This is a genomic window from uncultured Sphingomonas sp. (genome assembly GCF_964250165.1).
GTDB lineage: Bacteria > Pseudomonadota > Alphaproteobacteria > Sphingomonadales > Sphingomonadaceae > Sphingomonas.
Window position 1 is genome coordinate 23,266 of record NZ_CAXUEK010000023.1, and the last position, 18,343, is coordinate 41,608.

Genomic DNA, 18,343 nt, shown 5'->3' on the forward strand with positions numbered 1-18,343 from the left:
GGCAATGGACGTCATTCTCCTGGAGCGCGTCGAGAAGCTCGGCGCGATCGGCGACGTGGTGAAGGTCAAGGACGGGTTCGCCCGCAATTTCCTGCTGCCGCGCAAGAAGGCGCTGCGCGCCAACGAGGCGAACCGGAAGGTGTTCGACGCAAACCGCGCGCGCATCGAGGCGGACAACGCCTCGCGGCGCGGTGACGCGGAAAAGCAGGCGGGTACGTTCAAGGGTGCGTCGGTCACGCTGATCCGCCAGGCCTCGAACACCGGCCAGCTCTACGGCTCGGTCGCCGTGCGCGATCTGCTCGATGCGCTCACCGCCGCCGGACACAAGGTGTCGAAGAGCCAGGTCGCGCTGGACAAGCCGATCAAGGCCATCGGCCTATACGAGGTGAAGGTCGCGCTGCACCCCGAGGTGGCGGTGACCGTCAAGGTCAACGTCGCCCGCTCGCCCGAGGAGGCCGAGATGCAGGCCTCCGGCGTCGATGTGATGACGCAGATGTTCGAGCGCGACGAGGCGGGCTTCACCGAGGCCTATGACCCCAACGCCGAGCCGGGCGCGACCGCCGAGACACCGGCGGGCGCCGAGCCGGCATAATCCGAGCGATCGACACGAAGAAAGGGCCGTCCGGCATGATGCCGGGCGGCCCTTTTTCGTTGGCGCCGGGGAACGCGGGTCAGGGGCAGGTCACGCAGGCGCTGATCACCGCGCACAGCGGGATGAGGGCGAGCATGACGGGGAAAATCTGCTTCATGGCGCAACCTTGATCAGGAAATCGGTTCGCCTCCGATAATGCACGCTCCACCGGAAAGGTTGCCGCGCTGAACGGAAAAGTTAAGATTGGTTAATGGCTCTTCGGACGGCGCGCCTCTCACTGCAGCGCTGCCGCCACGGATCGCGTCGTCGCCTCTCACGCGGACGAGACCTCGCGTCCCGGGCGCCGACAGCTCCCTGCGCGGCCCTCGATTGTCGCAGCTCAGGCGAACCGGGCGCGGGTCGCGACCTTGGAGCGGCGACGCATGGCCTAGCCGACACCACCGAAGCCGAACAGCATCATCGCCCAACCGGCGGGCTCGGGAACGGCGCCCGTGGCCTGCGGCTGCACGGAGCCTTCGATCCGATCGACGACCAACGCAGACGGCGGCCCAGCAATGTCGATCACCCAAAATGCGAGGACATTCTGCCCGCTGACGAAGCCGCTGGCGACGCTGAAGAGAGTCAGCACGCCGAAACCGTTGACGCCGATCCCGGTGTCGGGCTGCTGGTCCCGCCATTCAGGATGTAATGAGGATCGGCAGTGCCGACCGCGAGCGGCGTGGTGCCGTCGGCACCCACGCCCTTGTTGAAGAGGCGGCAATCGTCGCCGCCGACCCGGGCGATGCGATGGCCAACGATGCGGCTGGTGATCTTCATGTTCATGGTCTTGGTTCCCCGGTGCTGCCATGACCGTTCCGGCTCGCCGGTCGGTAATGCCTGTCAAAGCCGTCGGATGGGGGACGCCGCGTATTGGAATATCCGCCACGTCGCCGGCCTCGGCGACCTTAAGCTTGTCTCCTGGTGGGAGGGCGTAAGGCTAACGGAGAGGCGCAAACAGACGCCATTGTCGGGACCGATGAGGCCAGACCGCTGTCCCATCGGATGCGGGACGCCCGACGCAGCTGCCAAGCCGCTCAGCGGCGGCCGAACAGCTTCTCGATGTCGCCATGCGCCAGCTTGACCCAAGTCGGGCGGCCGTGATTGCACTGGCCAGAGCGCGGGGTTACCTCCATTTCGCGGAGCAGCGCGTTCATCTCGGCGACGGACAGCACCCGGCCGGCGCGTACCGAGCCGTGGCAGGCCATGGTGGCGGCGACATGGTCGAGCCGTTCGGTCAGCGCCAGCGCCTGGTCGTAGGCGGCGAGCTCGTCCGCCAGGTCGGTCACCAGCCCGGCCGGGTCTGCCGTCCCGAGCGGCGCGGGGGTGGCACGGACCAGCATCGCGGCCGGGCCGAACCGCTCCAGTTCCAGCCCGAACCGCGCCAGTTCGTCGATCCGCGCCTCCAGCCGGTCGCAGGCCGGCTCATCCAGTTCCACCACCTCCGGGATCAGCAGCGCCTGCGCGGCGACCTGCCCACCGGCCAGCGCGGCGCGCATCCGCTCCAGCACCAGCCGCTCGTGCGCGGCATGCTGGTCGACGAGCACCAGCCCGTCGGCGGCTTCCGCGACGATGTAGGTCTTCGCCACCTGCCCGCGCGCGACGCCGAGCGGGTGATCCACGCTGGCGGGCGGCGGCGCGAGCGCCGGCTCCGCGCGGGCCTGGGGCGGCGGGGTGAAGAAGGTCGGACGATCGCGGAGCTGGGTGGCACGGCCCGGCGGTGCCATCCGGCCGCGTGCTGCGGTATCGCCGGCAAGCTCCGGCCAAGCGGGAGGCCGTTCAGCGGATTCAGGCCGAAAGAGCGCCTTCAGGTCCACGCCCGCCGGCTGCGCGGCGCGGAACCCCGCCATGTCGAGCGCGCGGCGCAGGCCGGAGACGATCAGCCCCCGCACCAGCGCCGCATCGCGGAACCGCACCTCCGTCTTGGCGGGATGGACGTTCACGTCCACCTCGCTCGGCGGCAGGTCGAGGAACAGCGCCACCACCGCATGGCGATCGCGCGGCAGCATCTCGGCATAGGCGCCGCGGATCGCGCCGAGCAGCAGCCGGTCGCGCACCGGCCGGCCGTTGACGAACAGATATTGGTGGTCGGCGACGCCGCGGTTGAAGGTCGGCAGGCTTGCGACGCCGCCCAGCGCATGGCCGTCCCGCACCAGATCGACCGCGACGCTGTTGCCGGCCAGCGCCCGATCGGTCAACGCCGCGACGCGCGCCGGGCGACTGTCGGCCGCGCCGACCGACAGCACGCGGCGGCCGTCATGCTCGACCTGGAAGGCGACCTCCGGCCGCGCCATCGCCAGCCGGCGCAGCACGTCGAGACAGCCCGCATATTCGGCGCGCGGCGAGCGCAGGAACTTGCGGCGCGCCGGGACGCGGGCGAACAGCCCCTCCACCACCACCCGGCTGCCGGGCGGCAGCGCGGCGGGGCCGTCGCGCGCGACAAGGCCGTTGTCGACGGTGCGTGACCACCCTTCCCCGCCGGCGACTCGGCTCTCGATGGTCAGCCGCGCAACGCTGGCGATGGACGGCAGCGCCTCGCCGCGAAAGCCCAGCGTAGCCACCGCCTCGATCGCTCCGCTCTCTCCGACGAGGCTCTCGGGCAGCTTGGACGTCGCGTGCCGCTCCAGCGCCAGCGCGATCTCGTCCGGCGTCATGCCGGAGCCGTCGTCCGCGACCTCGATCCGATCGGTGCCGCCCGCCGCCAACGTCACCGCGACCCGCGTCGCGCCGGCGTCGAGGGCGTTCTCGACGAGTTCCTTCAACGCGCTGGCCGGTCTTTCCACCACTTCGCCCGCCGCGATGCGGTTGACCAGATGCTCGGGCAGTCGGCGTATTGACACGGGGAAGCCACTACCCCAATCCGCCTCATCCCGCGACCCCGCTGAACCGGACGCCGCCCGCGTCGCAGCGAGCGCGCGGGGCCGCCCGAGCCCGCCTGAACTGGACCCGTCACCCCCGATGCGTTTCCCCGGCTTCCTCAAGTTCATGTCCCACGACATGGCGATCGATCTCGGCACCGCGAACACGGTGGTCTATGTCCGGGGCCGCGGCATCGTGCTCAACGAGCCGTCGGTGGTCGCGGTGGAGACGATCAACGGCGCCAAGCGCGTCAAGGCCGTCGGCGACGACGCCAAGCTGATGATGGGCAAGACGCCCGGCAACATCGAGGCGATCCGGCCGCTGCGCGACGGCGTGATCGCCGACATCGACGTCGCCGAGCAGATGATCAAGTTCTTCATCCAGAAGGTGCACGGCGGCAAGAGCTGGCCGTGGCGGCGGCCGGAGATCATCATCTGCGTGCCGTCGGGGTCCACCAAGGTCGAGCGCCGCGCCATCCGCGACGCCGCGTCCAACGCCGGCGCGAGCCAGGTCTTCCTGATCGAGGAGCCGATGGCTGCCGCGATCGGCGCCGATATGCCGGTGACGGAGCCGATCGGGTCGATGGTCGTCGACATCGGCGGCGGTACGACCGAGGTGGCGGTGCTGTCGCTGCGCGGCCTCGCCTACACCACCAGCGTCCGCGTCGGCGGTGACAAGATGGACGAGGCGATCGTCTCCTATGTCCGCCGCAACCACAACCTGCTGATCGGCGAGGCGACCGCCGAGCGGATCAAGCAGGAGGTCGGCTGCGCCAAGCCGCCCGCCGACGGCATCGGCGCGATCATCTACATCAAGGGCCGCGATCTGGTCAACGGCGTCCCCAAGGAGATCCAGATCAACCAGGGCCAGATCGCCGAGGCGCTGAGCGAGCCGGTGGCGACGATCGTCGAGGGCGTGCGCGTGGCGCTGGAGAACACCGCGCCCGAGCTCGCCGCCGACATCGTCGACCAGGGCATCGTGCTGACCGGCGGTGGCGCGCTGCTGCAGGGTCTGGACGAGGTGCTGCGCGACGAAACCGGGCTGCCGGTGACGGTGGCGGAGGACCCGCTGACCTGCGTCGCGCTCGGCACCGGCCGCGCGCTGGAGGACCCGATGTTCCGCGGGGTGCTGCACAACGGGTGAGCGGGGTGACGACGCCCGGCGCGGGGTTCGCCAAGGCTCGGGTTTCGGGGTAGGAGCGGGCGCATGGCGCCGGTCAGGGATCGCCGGGCGGGTTTCTCGCGGCGGCGGCAATATGGTCTTTTTCTCGGCTATGTGTTCGCCGTTGCCGGCGCGGCGATCGGCGCGGCGCTGCTCGTTGCGTCCCGGTTCGACCCGCCGGCCTTCGCCGCGTTGCGGATGACGGCGGCCAGCCTCACCGCGCCGGTCGCTGCCGGCCTCGATGCGGTGGTGGGCGCCATCGCGGGCGTGCCCGGTGCGATCGCCGATCATGTCGCCGTCCATGCCGACAATGCGGCACTCCGGGCCGAGCTCAAGCGCCAGCGCGCGCTCCTCATTCGCGCCCGCGCCATCGCCTATGACGAACGTCGCCTGCGCGCGTTGCTCCGCCTGCGCGATCGGTCGGCACAGCCGGTCGTGACCGCGCGGCTGGTCAGCTCCACCGCGGCGTCCGGCCGGCGCTTCGCGCTGCTCGACGCCGGGCGCTGGCAGGGCGTCGAGCCCGGCATGCCGGTGCTCGGTCCCGAGGGCGTGGTGGGCCGCGTGGTGGAGACCGGCCCGGCGGTCGCGCGCGTGCTGCTCCTTACCGATGTCGAGAGCCTGGTGCCGGTGCGCCGCACCCGCGACGGGACGCCGGCGATCGCGGCCGGGCGTGGCGACGGCCGGATGGAGATCCGCTCGGTCGCCACCAACGTCCGCTTCGGGCCCGGCGACCTGTTCGTCACCACGGGCACCGGCGGCCTGTATCCGCCCGGCGTTCCCGTCGCGCAGGTGACCGCGGTCGGGCTGGACAACGCCGCCGCCGAGCCGTTCGCGCGCGCCGACGGGCTGGATTTTGCGCTGGTCGAGCGGGCCTTCCTGCCGTTGCCGCCGGCCGCGCCGGAGCCCGGCCGATGAGCGACGCGGGCGGGCGCGCGTTCGCGCCGCTGATCCCGCGCGCGCCGGCCCGCGCGTTGCCCTGGCTGTCGGTGGTGGCCGGCTCGGCGGCAGTTCCCCTGGTGCCGGTGATCGCGCCCGCGCCGCTGCTGCCACCATGCGGGCTGCTCATGCTGCTCGCCTGGCGGCTGCTCTCCCCCTTTGCGCTGCGACGCTGGGCGGCGGCGCCGCTCGGCTTTTTCGACGATCTGGTGAGCGGTCAGCCGCTGGGCTCGGCGGTGCTGCTCTGGTCGCTCTGCTTCCTCGCGCTGGAACTGGTCGACACGCGGCTGCTGTTTCGCGATTTCCGCAAAGACTGGCTGCTCGCCGCCGCCGCGATCGCGTTCTGCCTGATGGGTGGACGGCTGGTCGCGCTGCCGCTGACCGCGCCCGTCGATACCGCGATCCTGCTGCAGATCGCCGGCACCGCGCTGCTGTTTCCGCTGGCGACCTGGATCGCCGCCGCCGTCGACGCGCGTCGGAACTACGCGTGAGCGGCTCGCCCCGCATCGTCACCGAGGCGACCCAGGCGCTGAGCTTCTCACGTCGCGCCTGGCTGCTGGGCGCGGGCCAGGGCGCGGTGGGGCTGCTGCTCGCGGCGCGGATGGGCTGGCTCGCGGTCGCCGAAAACGCGCATTACCGGACGTTGTCGGAGAGCAATCGCGTCAACACCACGCTGGTGCCGCCGCGACGCGGCTGGATCGTCGATCGCCACGGGCAGCCGATCGCCAACAACCGTACCGACTTCCGCGTCGACATCATCCCCGAACGGCTGGGTGACCTGGAACAGGAGCTGATGCTGCTCGCGCGCCTGCTGGGCCTGCCGCCCGAAGACGTCGAACGCGTCCGGCTCGACGTCAAGCAGGCGGCCGGCTTCCAGCCCGTTCAGGTGGCCGAGAATATCGGCTGGGAGCGTTTCGCGGCGGTGTCGCTGCGGCAGCCCGAGCTGCCCGGCGTCGCGCCCTCGCGCGGCTTCTCGCGCAACTATCCCGGCGGCGCGGCGGTGGCGCACCTGACCGGCTATGTCGGCGCGGCCAACGCCGAGCAGTACAAGGCGAACCACGATCCGCTGCTCGTCACCCCCGGCTTCAAGCTGGGCAAGGACGGGCTGGAAAAGGTGCTGGAGGCCAAGCTCCGCGGCCAGCCCGGCGCCAAGCGGGTGGAGGTGACCGCGCGCGGCAAGCTGGTGGCCGAGCTCGCCACCCGGCCCGATGTGCCCGGCCATGTCCAGCGCCTGACGATCGACGCCGGGCTGCAGGACTATGTCGCGCGCCGGCTCGGCACCAATTCCGGCTCGGCGGTGGTGCTGGACTGCCGAACGGGCGAGATCCTGGCGCTGGTGTCGATGCCTGCCTACGACCCGAACAGCTTCTCGGCCGGCATCAGCCGCCTGGAATGGGCGATGCTGTCGGAAGACGACCATGTGCCCTTGATGAACAAGGTCACCCAGGGTCTTTATCCGCCCGGCTCCACCGTCAAGCCGATGAACGGCCTCGCGCTGCTCGCCGCCGGCGTCTCGCCCGCGGATCGCGTGCTGTGCACCGGCTCGATCCGCGTCGGCAACGGCATCTTCCATTGCCACCAGAAGCGCGGGCATGGGGCGTTGGACCTGCGCAACGCCATCGCCCAGAGCTGCGACGTGTATTTCTTCGAGATGGCGCGGCGCCTGGGATACGACCGGTTCGCGCCCGCGCTCAGGATGCTCGGCCTGGGCCAGAAGTTCGACCTGCCCTTTTCCACCCAGCGCTTCGGCACCGTGCCCGACGCGAGCTGGAAGCAGCGCAAATACAAGGCGAAATGGACGGTCGCGGATTCGGTCAACGCATCGATCGGACAGGGCTATGTGCTCGTCAATCCGCTGCAGCTCGCGGTCGCGGCGGCACGGATCGGGTCGGGCAGCGTGCTGCAGCCGAGCCTGCTGGCGGGGACCGCGCGCCCCGCCCCGGCGCTCCCCGTCGATCCCGCCCATCTCCAGATCGTCCGCGAGGGCATGGTCAAGGTCGTCAACGGCGGCGGCACCGGCGCGGCAGCACGCCTCAACATTCCGGGCGTGGAGATCGCCGCCAAGACCGGCACGGCGCAGGTCCGGCGCATCACCATGGCCGAGCGCGCGACGGGGGTGCTGAAGAACGCGGCGCTGCCGTTCAAGATGCGCGATCATGCGCTGTTCATCTGCTTCGCCCCGGCGGACGATCCCCGCTACGCCGCGGCGATCGTGCTCGAGCATGGCGGTCACACCGAACGCAATCTTGACACGCCGGGCATCGGCCGCGACGTCATGACCTACCTGCTCGACCGCGAGCGGGCGTTGGCCTCTCTCGCCGCGTTGGAGCCGACCTGGGGCGGCGATATCCAGACCCGCATGGCGGCGCAAAGCGAGGCATACAAGGCGGCGCGCCAGCCCTCCCCCGCCGCCGTCGCGACCAAGACGGATGCGGCCGTCCCGAGCACATCGGCCGCGGTCAGCGCCGCTGCGGCATCGGCCAGCGCGACGCAGGAGAATCTCGCGGTCGACGGGCCGCAGGGCAACACGGTCGCCGAGGACGGCACCACCGAGCGGGTGAACGAATGAGCGGTCAGTCCGTCGTTCCCGCCCCGCTCGCGGAGCTGCCCTGGCGGATCATCCTGCTGGTGCTCGGCATCGGCTGTTTCGGGCTGGTGGTGCTGTACTCGGCGGCGGGCGGCCATGTTCGGCCATGGGCGTTCTCGCAGGGGCTGCGCCTGTTCGTGTTCCTGGCGGCCGCGGTGGTGGGCTCCCGGGTGCCGGAGGGCTGGTGGAAGGCGGCGGCGATCCCGGCCTATGGCCTGCTGCTGCTCGGGTTGATCGGCACGGAGGCGCTCGGCCATATCGCCGGCGGCTCGCAGCGCTGGCTCGACCTTGGCTTCATCCGCCTGCAGCCGTCCGAGCTGATGAAGCCCGCCATCGTGCTCGCCTGCGCACGCTTCTACGATCTGCTGCCGGCAGCCGAGACGCGCAGCTGGTCCGGGCTGTGGCCGGCGCTGGCGCTGATCGGGGTGCCCGTCGCGCTCGTCATGCTGCAGCCCGATCTCGGCACGGCGCTGATGATCGGTGCGGGCGGCGTCACGGTCATGTTCCTCGCCGGCGCGCCCTTGCGGCTGTTCGCCGGCGCGGCGCTGTTCGTCGGCGTGGCGGCGCCGCTCGCATTCAATTTCTTGCTCCACGATTATCAGCGCAACCGCATCCTGATCTTCCTCGATCCCGAAAGCGACCCGCTCGGCACCGGCTATCATATCAGCCAGTCGAAGATCGCGATCGGCTCCGGCGGGGTGTGGGGCAAGGGCCTGCTGCACGGCACGCAGAGCGCGCTCGAATACCTGCCCGAGAAGCAGACCGATTTCGTGTTCGCCACCATGGCCGAGGAATGGGGCCTCGCCGGCGGCTGCGCGCTGATCCTCGCCTTTCTCCTGGTCATCCGCTGGGGCCTGGAGGTCGGCCAGCGTGCCGCAAGCCGCTTCGCCCGGCTGACGGCGGCGGGGCTGGCGACGACCATCTTCTTCTATGTGGCGATCAACCTGGCGATGGTCATGGGATTGGCGCCCGTGGTCGGCATCCCGCTGCCGCTGGTCAGCTTCGGCGGTTCGGCGCAGATGACGGTGCTGCTGTGCCTCGCCATCCTGCTGTCGATCGACCGGTCGAATCGCCGCGCGCAGCGCTGGTGAGAAAGCGCTTGCATCGCGCCCGCGCGATGCTAACGACGCGCCTCCGATCGCCGGGCCCCCGAGGCCCCGAGCCGGTCCCGGACGCATAGCTCAGTTGGTAGAGCAGCTGACTCTTAATCAGCGGGTCCTTGGTTCGAGCCCAAGTGCGTCCACCATTTTTTCCTTATATATCAATAACTTATCGACTTCCAGCAGCCGGTCGGCGAGAAGCGACTTTGGCGTAGGTTACATTCTAGGTTACAGCGTCGGCGCGAGATTATTTTGTGCTAGGGATGCGCAAGCTATCCCATTGGGTCTGCTTAAAACCGGTTCGTGCCGCCGTTGCGACCAAGTGGGCCGATCGCACGAGCCAGCTCAGGAGCCGCCCCCGCTCGGCTTCCGCTTTCCGGGTCGCCCCTACCCCGCTAATCAGGATGGCAGGGGGAGTATCGCTTGGCTGATTCTGCGCTGTTTGTTTCCGGTTCGCTCTTCACGACCGACTATCTCGTCGAGGCAATCACCGCGACGCCGGCCTATCTCGCGGTAGATATCGCCGGACTTCGCTCTCGGTTAACCGGGATCGCGGACGCGTTCCCGCAGAATGCTCGAACCAATGAGAGCCAGACGGAGGATGATTTTATCTGGCCGGTGCTGACGGCGCTAGGCTGGTCGGAATCGCTTCGCCAGCAAAACCTGACCGTCTCTGGCCGCGATGACGTGCCAGACGGGCTGTTGTTCGAGGACTCGGCGGCAAAGGCACACGCGAACGCCCATGGGGAGCAATGGCGGCGCTATGCTCACGGCCTTGCGGTCGTGGAGAGCAAGCGGTGGGCACGGCCTCTGGACCGAGCGTCGGGGCGCGACGAAGCTACTGCGCCATCCACGCAGATGCTCCGTTACCTGCGTCGGATCGACGACCTGACGAGCGGCAGGCTGCGCTGGGGTATCCTTACCAACGGCACGAAATGGCGGCTCTATTGGGCTGGCGCGCGGTCGGTCTCGGAGGAGTTTCTGGAAGTCGATCTCGGGCGCGTGCTGGCGCTCCTTGGCGGCAGCGACCTGTTCGCGAGCGAGGCTGATCGCGATCACTGGCTCCGCGTCTTTGCTGTCATGTTCTCGCGCGAAGCGTTCCTCAAGGAAGGTACGGATGGCCGCTCGTTCCACGAGCGCGCGCGGGCGGCGGCGGCGTTCTACGAGGAGCGGGTGGCGGCCAGCCTGTCGCGGCTGGTGTTCGAGCAAGTGTTCCCCAGCCTCGCCACGGCCATCGCCCGTGCTGCTCCGCAAGCCGCGCTCCAGGATGTGCGTGAAGCGTCGCTCGTGCTGCTCTACCGCCTGCTGTTCCTGCTATACGCGGAAGATCGCGACCTGCTCCCCGTCACTGATACGCGATACGACGATTATGCATTGCGCCCGCTGCGCATCGACGTGGGCAAGCGAGTGTCCGACGGGGATGCGCTGTCTTCGTCGGCCGCGCGCATCTGGGGCCATATCGCGGACCTGTCCCGGATCATCGACAAGGGCGATGCCTCGGTCGGTATCCCGCCCTACAATGGCGGACTCTTCGCCATGGACGGCGCATCGCTGCTGGAAACGGTGCGCATCCCCGATAGCGTCATGGCTCCCGCGCTCGATGCTCTTTCGTATGAGCGTTCCACCGGCGAGCGGCGCTACATCAACTATCGCGACCTCTCCGTGCAGCAGCTCGGGTCGATCTACGAACGGCTGCTCGAGTTCGAGATCGTGCGTGACGAGGCGAGCGCGATCGTCGTCCGCCCGAACCTCTTCGCGCGCAAGAATACGGGGAGCTACTACACCCCCGACGAGCTGGTCGGGCTGATCCTCGATGAGACGCTGGAGCCGCTCATATTGGAACGCCTCGATGCCTTCCGCGCGACGCTCGGCAAGCTGAACCCCAGGGACGCCGAAGACTATCGGCGGCGGGAGCTGCGCGATGCCGATCCGGCGAACGCGATCCTGTCGCTGCGTGTCTGCGACCCGGCGATGGGGTCGGGTCATTTCCTCGTCAGCCTGGTCGACACGCTCGCCGACCATGTCCTCGACGCGATGGCGGAAGCGGCGTCGCTGGGCGCCGATCTGGCCTACACGTCGCCGCTGGCCGACAAGATCGAGGATATCCGTGCCACCATCCTGAAGAACGCGCGAGCCGCCAACTGGACGATCGACGAAGGTCAACTCGACGATCGTCATATCATCCGCCGCATGGTGCTCAAACGCTGCGTCTATGGCGTGGACAAGAACCCGATGGCGGTCGAACTCGCCAAGGTCGCGTTGTGGTTGCACACCTTCACGGTCGGCGCGCCGCTCTCCTTTATCGACCATCACCTCCGCGCCGGCGACAGCCTATTCGGCCTGTGGGTGCGCGACGCGATCGACAAGGCCGGGGCGCTCGGCGGCGAGTTGCTGTGGAACGAGGCGCTCAAGAATGCTGAGCGCCAGGCGCGCGCGATGAGGACAATCGAGCTGGCGACCGACGCCGAGATCGCCGAGGCGCATCGCTCCGCCGAAATGTGGACCGATGTGGAGTTCCAGACCGGCCCGCTCGACGGCTTCGTCAGCTTCATGCACGCGCTTGATTGGCTGCGCCTGTCGACCGCTGAGACGGGGCTTGCGCGGCTTTGGCTGGACGGCCAGTTCGGCGAGCCGCTGTCGATCGCGCGCGGCAAGACACGGCCCGCGCCCGTGCGCGCCAAGCCGGAAGAGGTCGAAGCCTTCACCGCGATATGGGAACGCGCCCGCGCGCTCATCGAGGAAGAGCGTTTCCTCAACTGGCAAATCGGCTTTCCCGGCGTGTGGGACAATTGGGCGAGCAAGGGCCGCGAAGGCGGCTTCGATGCGGTGGTCGGCAACCCGCCGTGGGACCGGATCAAGCTGCAACAGGTCGAATGGTTCGCGGCCCGGCGGCCTGAAATCGCCCTCGCGCAACGCGCCTCGGATCGAGGCCGCATGATAGCCCTGCTGAAAACCGACGCCGATCCACTCTGGGAGGACTTCGCCCATGCCGATGCCCGCGCGGCCGACGCGGCGCGGATGACGCGGGCTTCGGGGCATTATCCGCTGCTCAGCCGGGGCGATATCAATCTTTACAGCCTGTTCGTGGAGCGCGCCCACGCGTTGGTGAAGCCGGACGGCATGATCGGGCTGCTGGTGCCGAGCGGTATCGCGTCGGACTTCTCGGCCAGCGCCTTCTTTCGCGGCGTCGCCACCGGCGGGCATCTGAAGGCGCTTTATGATTTCGAGAACCGGCGTACCCGCTACGGCCTCGACGCCTTCTTCCCTGACGTTGACAGCCGGTTCAAGTTCACGGCGATCGTCGCCAGCCCGGCGCGGACCTTCACGGCCGCGACCTGCGCCTTCTTCCTGCACGACGTGCGCGAACGGCTTGATCCGGAACGCGGCTTCGCGATCACGGCGGCCGACTTCGCCAGTGTGAATCCGAACACCGGCACGGCGCCGATCTTTCGATCGCGCCGCGACATGGCGATCACCATCGCGATCTACTCGCGCCTACCAGTCCTCGTCGATCGCTCGGGTACCGCGCCGGTCGCGGCATGGCCGGTGCGCTATGCGACTATGTTCCACATGACGAACGATAGTCACCTGTTCCGCACCCGCGCCGAACTGGAGGAGACGCAAGGCGCGTGGAGCATCGGCGGCAATCGCTACCAATCGGCGACAGGCGAGTGGGTGCCGCTCTACGAGGGGAAGATGGTCCAGGCGTTCGATCACCGCGCCGCCAGCATTGTCGTCAATCCGGCCAACGCCAACCGTCCGGCGCAGCCGCTGCCCGCCACGAAGGCGCAGCATTCTGATCCCGCGTGGGTCGCCGATCCCCAGTTCTGGGTACAGGCTCCGCCAGAGTTGGGACGGCATCCCTACGTTCTAGGATTTAAGGACGTATCGTCGCCAACGAATATGCGGTCTATGATCGCTGCCATCATTCCGAGTGGAGCGGCGGGCAACACCCTGCCCTTGATCGAAGTCGATCCCGGAAGCGGCAAGCCTGATGCGGCTCGGCTGGCTCTGCTGATGGCGAATCTCAACGCGCTGATTTACGACTTTATCGCCCGTCAGAAAATCCAGGGCCAGCACCTCAACTGGTTCATCGTCGAGCAGCTACCGGTCGTGCCGCCGGGCGCATACGCCCGTACGTTCGGCCCCAAATCCGCCGCCGATATCGCTTGCGAAGCCGTACTTGAACTCAGCTACACCGCAAACGATCTCGCCCCGTTCGCGCGCGACATGGGCCACGTCGACGCGAACGGCGACGTGCTGCCGCCCTTTGTGTGGGATGAACAACGCCGCCTTCACCTCCGCGCCAAGCTCGATGCGCTCTATTTCATTCTCTACGGGGTCTTCGATCCTGCCGACGCAGTCCAAAGCCGCGACGACATCCGCTATATCTATTCAACTTTCCCCATAGTCGAACGCGAGCAAACGGCGCTTTGGGGCAGCTACCGAAGTCGCGACCTGTGCCTCGCCTGGATCAATGCCTTGATGGCTGGTCAGCCGGATACGGATGTAGCAGCATGATCTATGGGTCACGCGAGATTTGAGAGAGGAACAAGATGCCGACCGCTTACCACATGGTTCATTATCGCCGCTTCGATGCAGGCGGTGCCAACCTGAATGGTGATACGATAGAGACGCTGTGCCGATCGGCTCTGGACGTTACGGATAAGACAAGCGTCAAGCTGTGGGAGCGGGCGCAGGATCGGCTGTTCGACATAGCGGAAAGCGACGGCCGTCAAATCCTGCTCAACAAAGTCGCCGACCTCTCCAGCGCTGTCTTCGGCGAAATGTGCCTCGTGCAAAGTCGTGATCTGCAAGCTCTTCTTGAACTCACACCATCTAAGGTTCAGCTTTCCAATATAACGATGGCTGAGATTTTCAATCTTGATGAGCGAAGTGCGCCCAAGGGCTCTCAGTTCGTGCGTGGCATGGCATATTGGCTAGCGATTGGAAATCATATCTTCTTCGTAAAGACGCATTCGATGACCTCTGATTACTTACACTCCTATTTGGACTGGCTATTCAAGACCTGCACGTCAACGGTGGACAAATCGGTTGGGTTCACGCTGCAAGCTGAGTTCGACCCATCCCAAGTCGCCGGGGATGTCGGAGACATCCGTAGCCTTCGTGTCCGTGGCAAGGCTGCTCCGCAGCTATCGGTGACTCCGCCCAAAGAGGTGCCCGGCGAGAGCCGGGTGGTGAAAACCTCCCGCACTGTCGCGGACAAGTTTGTCCAGTTCGGTCAGGCGGTGCCGGTGGTGGAAGCTCTGTTTGGCAAATCAAAAGCTGACTCGCTCGTCAACAGCCTTGGCGATGGGGAATATCTAGCCGTCGACGCGTCTGTGAAGGTCCGAGGGCGTCGGACAGAGGAGTCTCGCGCCAAGCTCCGAGAGATCGCGAACGATCTGGCCGATATGACCGAGGGCGAGGTTCAGGTGGAAGGCAAGGATGGCAAGGTATCGGACGGCGACGCCATCCTTCGGACGCGTATGCCATTTCACCTGCCTCACGAAGGAAGCAATCTGCTTGAATTTGATAACGTGTCGGACCAGCTTCAAGAGGTGTATGCCCGGTTCGTCAAGGACGGGAAGATCAAGGCCTGATGGCCCGCTGGCTGACCATTATCCCGGTTTTTTGCTTCGCCGCGCTTTTCGGCTGGGGCGTTCCGCTAGTGCGACTCTTCGACGCCTTTCAGCCCATGATGGTCGCGCTTTCGATCATGATCGCCGCGATCTTTGTCCGGCTTAATCGGGGGATGCCGACCCTCGAATGGAAGAGCCTCGAACTAGAGAAGCGAACCCAACTGACCTCACGCATTGTCGATCTTTCGCGGGAGTATGGCCGGATCATAGCGATCAACGCGACGGCGTTAGCTGGTTTGGTCGCTCTGACCGTGGTTGGGAAGACGGAAGTACAAGCAGCTTGGCCGAGTTGGCTTCGGTATATCACCTCGGGCGCGATCGGCGGTGGCGCTGCCCTTTGCGTCGCTCGAATGGCTTATGTTGTCTGGCGTGATCTCGACATTGTGAAGCTCCAAAAACACTTGATTGACGCCTCGGCGGCACGAGATGTCGAAGCGGTTGAAACAAAGGCCTCGATCGATAAAATCGCGGACATTCGATCCGCTGGCCTTCGGAAAATCAGCGTAGCTGAACCGAAGGCTTGGGGAGAGTGAGGCTTGCGGCTACTGTGGTCTTCCTAAAACAACGCTAGCTGAGTAACCGGCGGCATCCGAATAACCCCGATTATCATCCAAACATCGGGATATCGAGAGTGTGTTCCCATCGCGAGAACCATACCCTCCCTCGGATATCGGTCGCCGAACGTCTCGGTAACAAGTTCCAGTGTCCGCTGTTCGCTATTGGTCCGTCGCCAATTTAGAAATGTCTGCTCGACCTCCCAGTCATGGCAAAGGCATTCATGCTGACCATCATCATCGCGGTAGCGATAGCCGAATTCGTAGGGTGCAGGCGTGAGCGGCACGATCTCTTTGGCCGCGAACATATCAGGAGACGCAAGCAAACGCGTATACATAGCTTGACGCTTAGCGATCTCAGTGGCGTCCCGACGCCGATGGAAGAATATGGGTTCCTCCGGCTTTATCAGCGCAAGGCTGCGGCCTTCCGCCCGTTCCTTCTTCGTACTGCGGACGATCGCCGGTTCCAGGAAAGCGGCTCTCCGATCGGCAGGCATTTTCCCCATTAAGCTGATGCTACTCTGATCGACGTTACGCGACTCTGCCCGATTATCTTTTTGCACGTCGGGCAGACGCCCCTTCAACCGAACGCGATTCCATCGGCTGAATTTCTGCGGATCCTCAAGCTGACGGAAAGCCACGGGGTAGAAGCGAAACCACCTCCGGTTGTCGTCCAACGCGGCAACACAGACCGTCTCGCCATGATTTTCCGATACCTGCGGCAGCGCCTTTACGAGGATCGTCGCCTCGATCTCAGATGACCGCGTAGGCTGCCCCGAACTCAACGCCATCAACCCCCCTTGCCTCTGCTCGCGTGCCCCGAGGATTTATCCCAAGGTGACGGACTGTGAATGAGGCTATTCCTTTCATCATGCCCGCCACGAGGGTCCGATGGCAATGCTTGGGATCACGCTCATAACATAGGAGAACCGACGGCTCGGCTACGGCTATATTGACCGCCTCAAGAAGCGACGCCTGCGCTATCGGCTGATCGACATGATCGTTGTAGATTTCAAGAAACGCTGCAAAATCGCCGCGCCGCATCGCCTCGCGACCTGGCTTCGGATCGCCTAATGGTTTAAGATGAGTGTAGCCAATTCCCTGTTCTTCAAGCGCCAACGATAAAGAAGACTTTGAAAAACCGCGCTTACGAGACGCCGGAACGTCCCGGATGTCGATGACGTGCATCACGCCAGCATCCGCAAGCGTTGCGAGGAAGTGGTTAACCTCCGCGCCTTCATACCCAATCGTGAACAGCGTTTCGGTCATTATAGCTCCCCGACGGTGATGCGTCTGGCCGGAAATCGAGTCTTTAGTGAGGCAAAACGGCTGTGTACCCGCATACCGTTAACGGGCTCGGCCATCAGCCGAGCGCGCCTTGATAGGTTTACCCCTAAACGGCGCTACCTTAATTTCGCTCGCCCGACCGCGGGTTAGCGCGATGTTGTAGCTGGTTTGCATCTGCATCAGCGTGTCCATCGACACCCCGAACGCTTTTTCGATCCTGAGCGCCATTTCGGGCGAAAGCTGAGAGTGTTCATTGATCAACGTAGAAAGCGTCGCGCGGGTAACGCCTAACACCTTAGCCGCCGCTGTGACCGAGAGGCTTAGCGGCTCTATTACCTCGGATTTCAGGAAGCTTCCCGGATGCGCCGGGCTCTTCATGCGAATGTTGGCAGTCGCATCCATGGCTAGCTCCTATACGATCGCCCTTCAAATCCGCTATGGTGCGTTCGGTGTCAAGTGACGCCCTACGGTTTCTCATTCGCGGGATGCTTGGGAAGGAGAAGCGCTGAACCTCTATCAGTAGGTGCGATCTGTACCAAACAGCGCACCGGCCGCCTCGCCTCGGTGGCCCGGTTCCGACATGCTGATACCGCTTGAGCGGTGTCGTGCTGGAAGCTATCGGCGTCGACGAGTTGACGCCAACGCGCGGGGTCACCGCTCGCCATTAACTCCACACCGGCCTCCCAACGGCTCTTGTGGAGAATCGCGGCAGCTTGGTCTTCTGCCCCCGCCGGCCAGAGTGCATTGATGAGGAGTGGTGCAAGCGCGAGCAGCAGCGCTGTCGCTCCTATGGCAAGGATAGCTGCCCAGGTCAGCGCGTCGCGCTGTGCCCGCCTTGTCCGAGCGGCCGCGACGACGGCGGACATAGCAGCGCGCGCATCGCCCATCGCGGCCTTTGCTGAGGTCAGCGCCACCTGATCTGGCGCGCGCAGCTTGGCGGCGGCTCGGTCGATGTCGGCGGCAAACCCGTCGGGGGTGAGCTTCACCCCCGGTCGATCGGCGAGCGTATGGATGGCGGCGGTCGTCTTATCCTGACGCTCGGCAATTTGCGCGAGGTCTTGGCTGTAGTCGCGCTGCTCAATTCGCGCCTGCCGCGCGGCAAACCCCTCCACCGCAGCGGTGAGCATGGCGAGTTGGCCGCTCATCCGCTCGAACGCGGCGAGCGCGTCCGCATCGCTGTCCGGCTGCGCTTCGATCACCTGATGGTCCATAGCATCCTCCTCACAGGCTGAGTCCGACATCGCGGCTGCGGCCGCTTCCAAGGGAGTCGATCAGCGCCTGCGCGACCGAGCGGGTGCGCGTTCGGTCGGCAAGCTCGCGGCCCATGTCGCCGGAGCGACTGCCGGGGCTCCATTCGAGCGCTTGGCGCGGCCCAAGCCCGAGCTGGCCGTGACGCGTCGCCAAGGCCCGGTCGAGCGCCGGGTCCTTTTCCAGACCCTTGGCGAGCGCGCGCATGCGTGTCTCGATCTCTTTCCGGGCATCGTTCTGCCAGCCGGAGAGGCCGTCGCGCTGTTCGCCGAGCTGGCGCCACTGCGCGACGAACCGGTCGGCGCGCAGCTCGGGGTTGGTGCGCACCTCCGCCTCAAGCT

The 18,343-nt window shown here is 66.2% G+C and carries 16 protein-coding genes, 1 tRNA gene and 1 pseudogene; 10 read left to right on the plus strand and 8 right to left on the minus strand.

The features are described 5' to 3' along the window. The first annotated feature begins 4 nt into the window (after positions 1-4). Positions 5-592 carry a 50S ribosomal protein L9 gene (rplI, locus tag ACFE64_RS07065; RefSeq protein ID WP_375391756.1) on the plus strand — a complete coding sequence of 196 codons (588 nt, stop codon included), beginning with the start codon at positions 5-7 and terminating at the stop codon, positions 590-592. A gap of 427 nt (positions 593-1,019) precedes the next feature. Here the strand turns inward: rplI and ACFE64_RS07070 are convergent, their stop codons facing one another. The 3 genes from ACFE64_RS07070 to mutL all read right to left on the minus strand — a co-directional run bounded on the left by ACFE64_RS07070 (position 1,020) and on the right by mutL (position 3,468). Next, positions 1,020-1,220 carry a PEP-CTERM sorting domain-containing protein gene (locus ACFE64_RS07070; RefSeq protein WP_375391757.1) on the minus strand — a complete coding sequence of 67 codons (201 nt, stop codon included), beginning with the start codon at positions 1,218-1,220 and terminating at the stop codon, positions 1,020-1,022. Then, entirely contained in the window at positions 1,214-1,414 is a 201-nt protein-coding gene (locus ACFE64_RS07075) for a hypothetical protein (RefSeq protein WP_375391758.1), read from the minus strand. The genes ACFE64_RS07070 and ACFE64_RS07075 overlap by 7 nt, the downstream gene beginning before the upstream one ends. Positions 1,415-1,665: 251 nt before the next feature. Then, positions 1,666-3,468, minus strand: coding sequence for a DNA mismatch repair endonuclease MutL (mutL, locus tag ACFE64_RS07080; protein WP_375391759.1), 1,803 nt, complete (start codon positions 3,466-3,468; stop codon positions 1,666-1,668). A 118-nt stretch (positions 3,469-3,586) separates the two neighbouring features. On the opposite strand from mutL, the gene ACFE64_RS07085 reads away from it, so the two are divergent. The 9 genes from ACFE64_RS07085 to ACFE64_RS07125 all read left to right on the plus strand — a co-directional run bounded on the left by ACFE64_RS07085 (position 3,587) and on the right by ACFE64_RS07125 (position 15,446). Beyond that, positions 3,587-4,630, plus strand: a complete 1,044-nt coding sequence (locus ACFE64_RS07085; protein WP_375391760.1) for a rod shape-determining protein — start codon at positions 3,587-3,589, stop codon at positions 4,628-4,630. A 63-nt stretch (positions 4,631-4,693) separates the two neighbouring features. Next, positions 4,694-5,563 (plus strand): rod shape-determining protein MreC, encoded by an 870-nt coding sequence (mreC, locus tag ACFE64_RS07090; protein ID WP_375391761.1) that lies wholly within the window; start codon positions 4,694-4,696, stop codon positions 5,561-5,563. Continuing rightward, entirely contained in the window at positions 5,560-6,075 is a 516-nt protein-coding gene (locus ACFE64_RS07095; protein ID WP_375391762.1) for a rod shape-determining protein MreD, read from the plus strand. The genes mreC and ACFE64_RS07095 overlap by 4 nt, the downstream gene beginning before the upstream one ends. Continuing rightward, positions 6,072-8,153, plus strand: coding sequence for a penicillin-binding protein 2 (gene mrdA / locus ACFE64_RS07100; protein WP_375391763.1), 2,082 nt, complete (start codon positions 6,072-6,074; stop codon positions 8,151-8,153). The genes ACFE64_RS07095 and mrdA overlap by 4 nt, the downstream gene beginning before the upstream one ends. Continuing rightward, the gene (gene rodA, locus ACFE64_RS07105; protein ID WP_375391764.1) at positions 8,150-9,262 is read left to right on the plus strand and encodes a rod shape-determining protein RodA; all 1,113 of its coding nucleotides are present in this window, start codon (positions 8,150-8,152) and stop codon (positions 9,260-9,262) included. Before mrdA ends, rodA begins: the two co-directional genes overlap by 4 nt. A 79-nt stretch (positions 9,263-9,341) precedes the next feature. Continuing rightward, positions 9,342-9,417: transfer RNA gene (locus ACFE64_RS07110), tRNA-Lys, on the plus strand. 277 nt (positions 9,418-9,694) lie between these two features. After that, entirely contained in the window at positions 9,695-13,792 is a 4,098-nt protein-coding gene (locus ACFE64_RS07115) for an Eco57I restriction-modification methylase domain-containing protein (protein ID WP_375391765.1), read from the plus strand. A 35-nt stretch (positions 13,793-13,827) separates the two neighbouring features. Beyond that, positions 13,828-14,874: a hypothetical protein gene (locus tag ACFE64_RS07120; protein ID WP_375391766.1), complete on the plus strand. Its 1,047-nt coding sequence runs from the start codon at positions 13,828-13,830 to the stop codon at positions 14,872-14,874. Continuing rightward, positions 14,874-15,446: a hypothetical protein gene (locus ACFE64_RS07125; RefSeq protein WP_375391767.1), complete on the plus strand. Its 573-nt coding sequence runs from the start codon at positions 14,874-14,876 to the stop codon at positions 15,444-15,446. The genes ACFE64_RS07120 and ACFE64_RS07125 overlap by 1 nt, the downstream gene beginning before the upstream one ends. Before the next feature lie 23 nt (positions 15,447-15,469). On the opposite strand, the gene ACFE64_RS07130 is transcribed toward ACFE64_RS07125, so the two are convergent. From ACFE64_RS07130 to ACFE64_RS07150, 5 genes and pseudogenes are all read right to left on the minus strand, one after another. After that, on the minus strand, positions 15,470-16,258 hold the full coding sequence (locus tag ACFE64_RS07130) for a hypothetical protein (protein ID WP_375391768.1): 789 nt from the start codon (positions 16,256-16,258) through the stop codon (positions 15,470-15,472). Further along, positions 16,221-16,736 carry a DUF488 family protein gene (locus ACFE64_RS07135; protein ID WP_375391769.1) on the minus strand — a complete coding sequence of 172 codons (516 nt, stop codon included), beginning with the start codon at positions 16,734-16,736 and terminating at the stop codon, positions 16,221-16,223. The genes ACFE64_RS07130 and ACFE64_RS07135 overlap by 38 nt, the downstream gene beginning before the upstream one ends. Before the next feature lie 78 nt (positions 16,737-16,814). Then, positions 16,815-17,156 carry a HigA family addiction module antitoxin gene (locus tag ACFE64_RS07140; RefSeq protein WP_375391770.1) on the minus strand — a complete coding sequence of 114 codons (342 nt, stop codon included), beginning with the start codon at positions 17,154-17,156 and terminating at the stop codon, positions 16,815-16,817. 62 nt (positions 17,157-17,218) lie between these two features. After that, positions 17,219-17,965, minus strand: a complete 747-nt coding sequence (locus ACFE64_RS07145) for a DUF6118 family protein (RefSeq protein WP_375391771.1) — start codon at positions 17,963-17,965, stop codon at positions 17,219-17,221. A gap of 10 nt (positions 17,966-17,975) precedes the next feature. Continuing rightward, a pseudogene (locus ACFE64_RS07150) lies at positions 17,976-18,343 on the minus strand (Ti-type conjugative transfer relaxase TraA); the annotation flags it as partial.

What these genes read in the sequence shown, in the direction of transcription:
- rplI (WP_375391756.1), top strand. Translation starts at nt 5, where the DNA reads ATGGACGTCATTCTCCTGGAGCGCGTCGAGAAGCTCGGCGCGATCGGC.
- ACFE64_RS07075 (WP_375391758.1), bottom strand. Translation starts at nt 1,414, where the DNA reads ATGAACATGAAGATCACCAGCCGCATCGTTGGCCATCGCATCGCCCGG.
- ACFE64_RS07085 (WP_375391760.1), top strand. Translation starts at nt 3,587, where the DNA reads ATGCGTTTCCCCGGCTTCCTCAAGTTCATGTCCCACGACATGGCGATC.
- mreC (WP_375391761.1), top strand. Translation starts at nt 4,694, where the DNA reads ATGGCGCCGGTCAGGGATCGCCGGGCGGGTTTCTCGCGGCGGCGGCAA.
- ACFE64_RS07095 (WP_375391762.1), top strand. Translation starts at nt 5,560, where the DNA reads ATGAGCGACGCGGGCGGGCGCGCGTTCGCGCCGCTGATCCCGCGCGCG.
- rodA (WP_375391764.1), top strand. Translation starts at nt 8,150, where the DNA reads ATGAGCGGTCAGTCCGTCGTTCCCGCCCCGCTCGCGGAGCTGCCCTGG.
- ACFE64_RS07120 (WP_375391766.1), top strand. Translation starts at nt 13,828, where the DNA reads ATGCCGACCGCTTACCACATGGTTCATTATCGCCGCTTCGATGCAGGC.
- ACFE64_RS07125 (WP_375391767.1), top strand. Translation starts at nt 14,874, where the DNA reads ATGGCCCGCTGGCTGACCATTATCCCGGTTTTTTGCTTCGCCGCGCTT.
- ACFE64_RS07130 (WP_375391768.1), bottom strand. Translation starts at nt 16,258, where the DNA reads ATGGCGTTGAGTTCGGGGCAGCCTACGCGGTCATCTGAGATCGAGGCG.
- ACFE64_RS07135 (WP_375391769.1), bottom strand. Translation starts at nt 16,736, where the DNA reads ATGACCGAAACGCTGTTCACGATTGGGTATGAAGGCGCGGAGGTTAAC.
- ACFE64_RS07140 (WP_375391770.1), bottom strand. Translation starts at nt 17,156, where the DNA reads ATGGATGCGACTGCCAACATTCGCATGAAGAGCCCGGCGCATCCGGGA.
- ACFE64_RS07145 (WP_375391771.1), bottom strand. Translation starts at nt 17,965, where the DNA reads ATGGACCATCAGGTGATCGAAGCGCAGCCGGACAGCGATGCGGACGCG.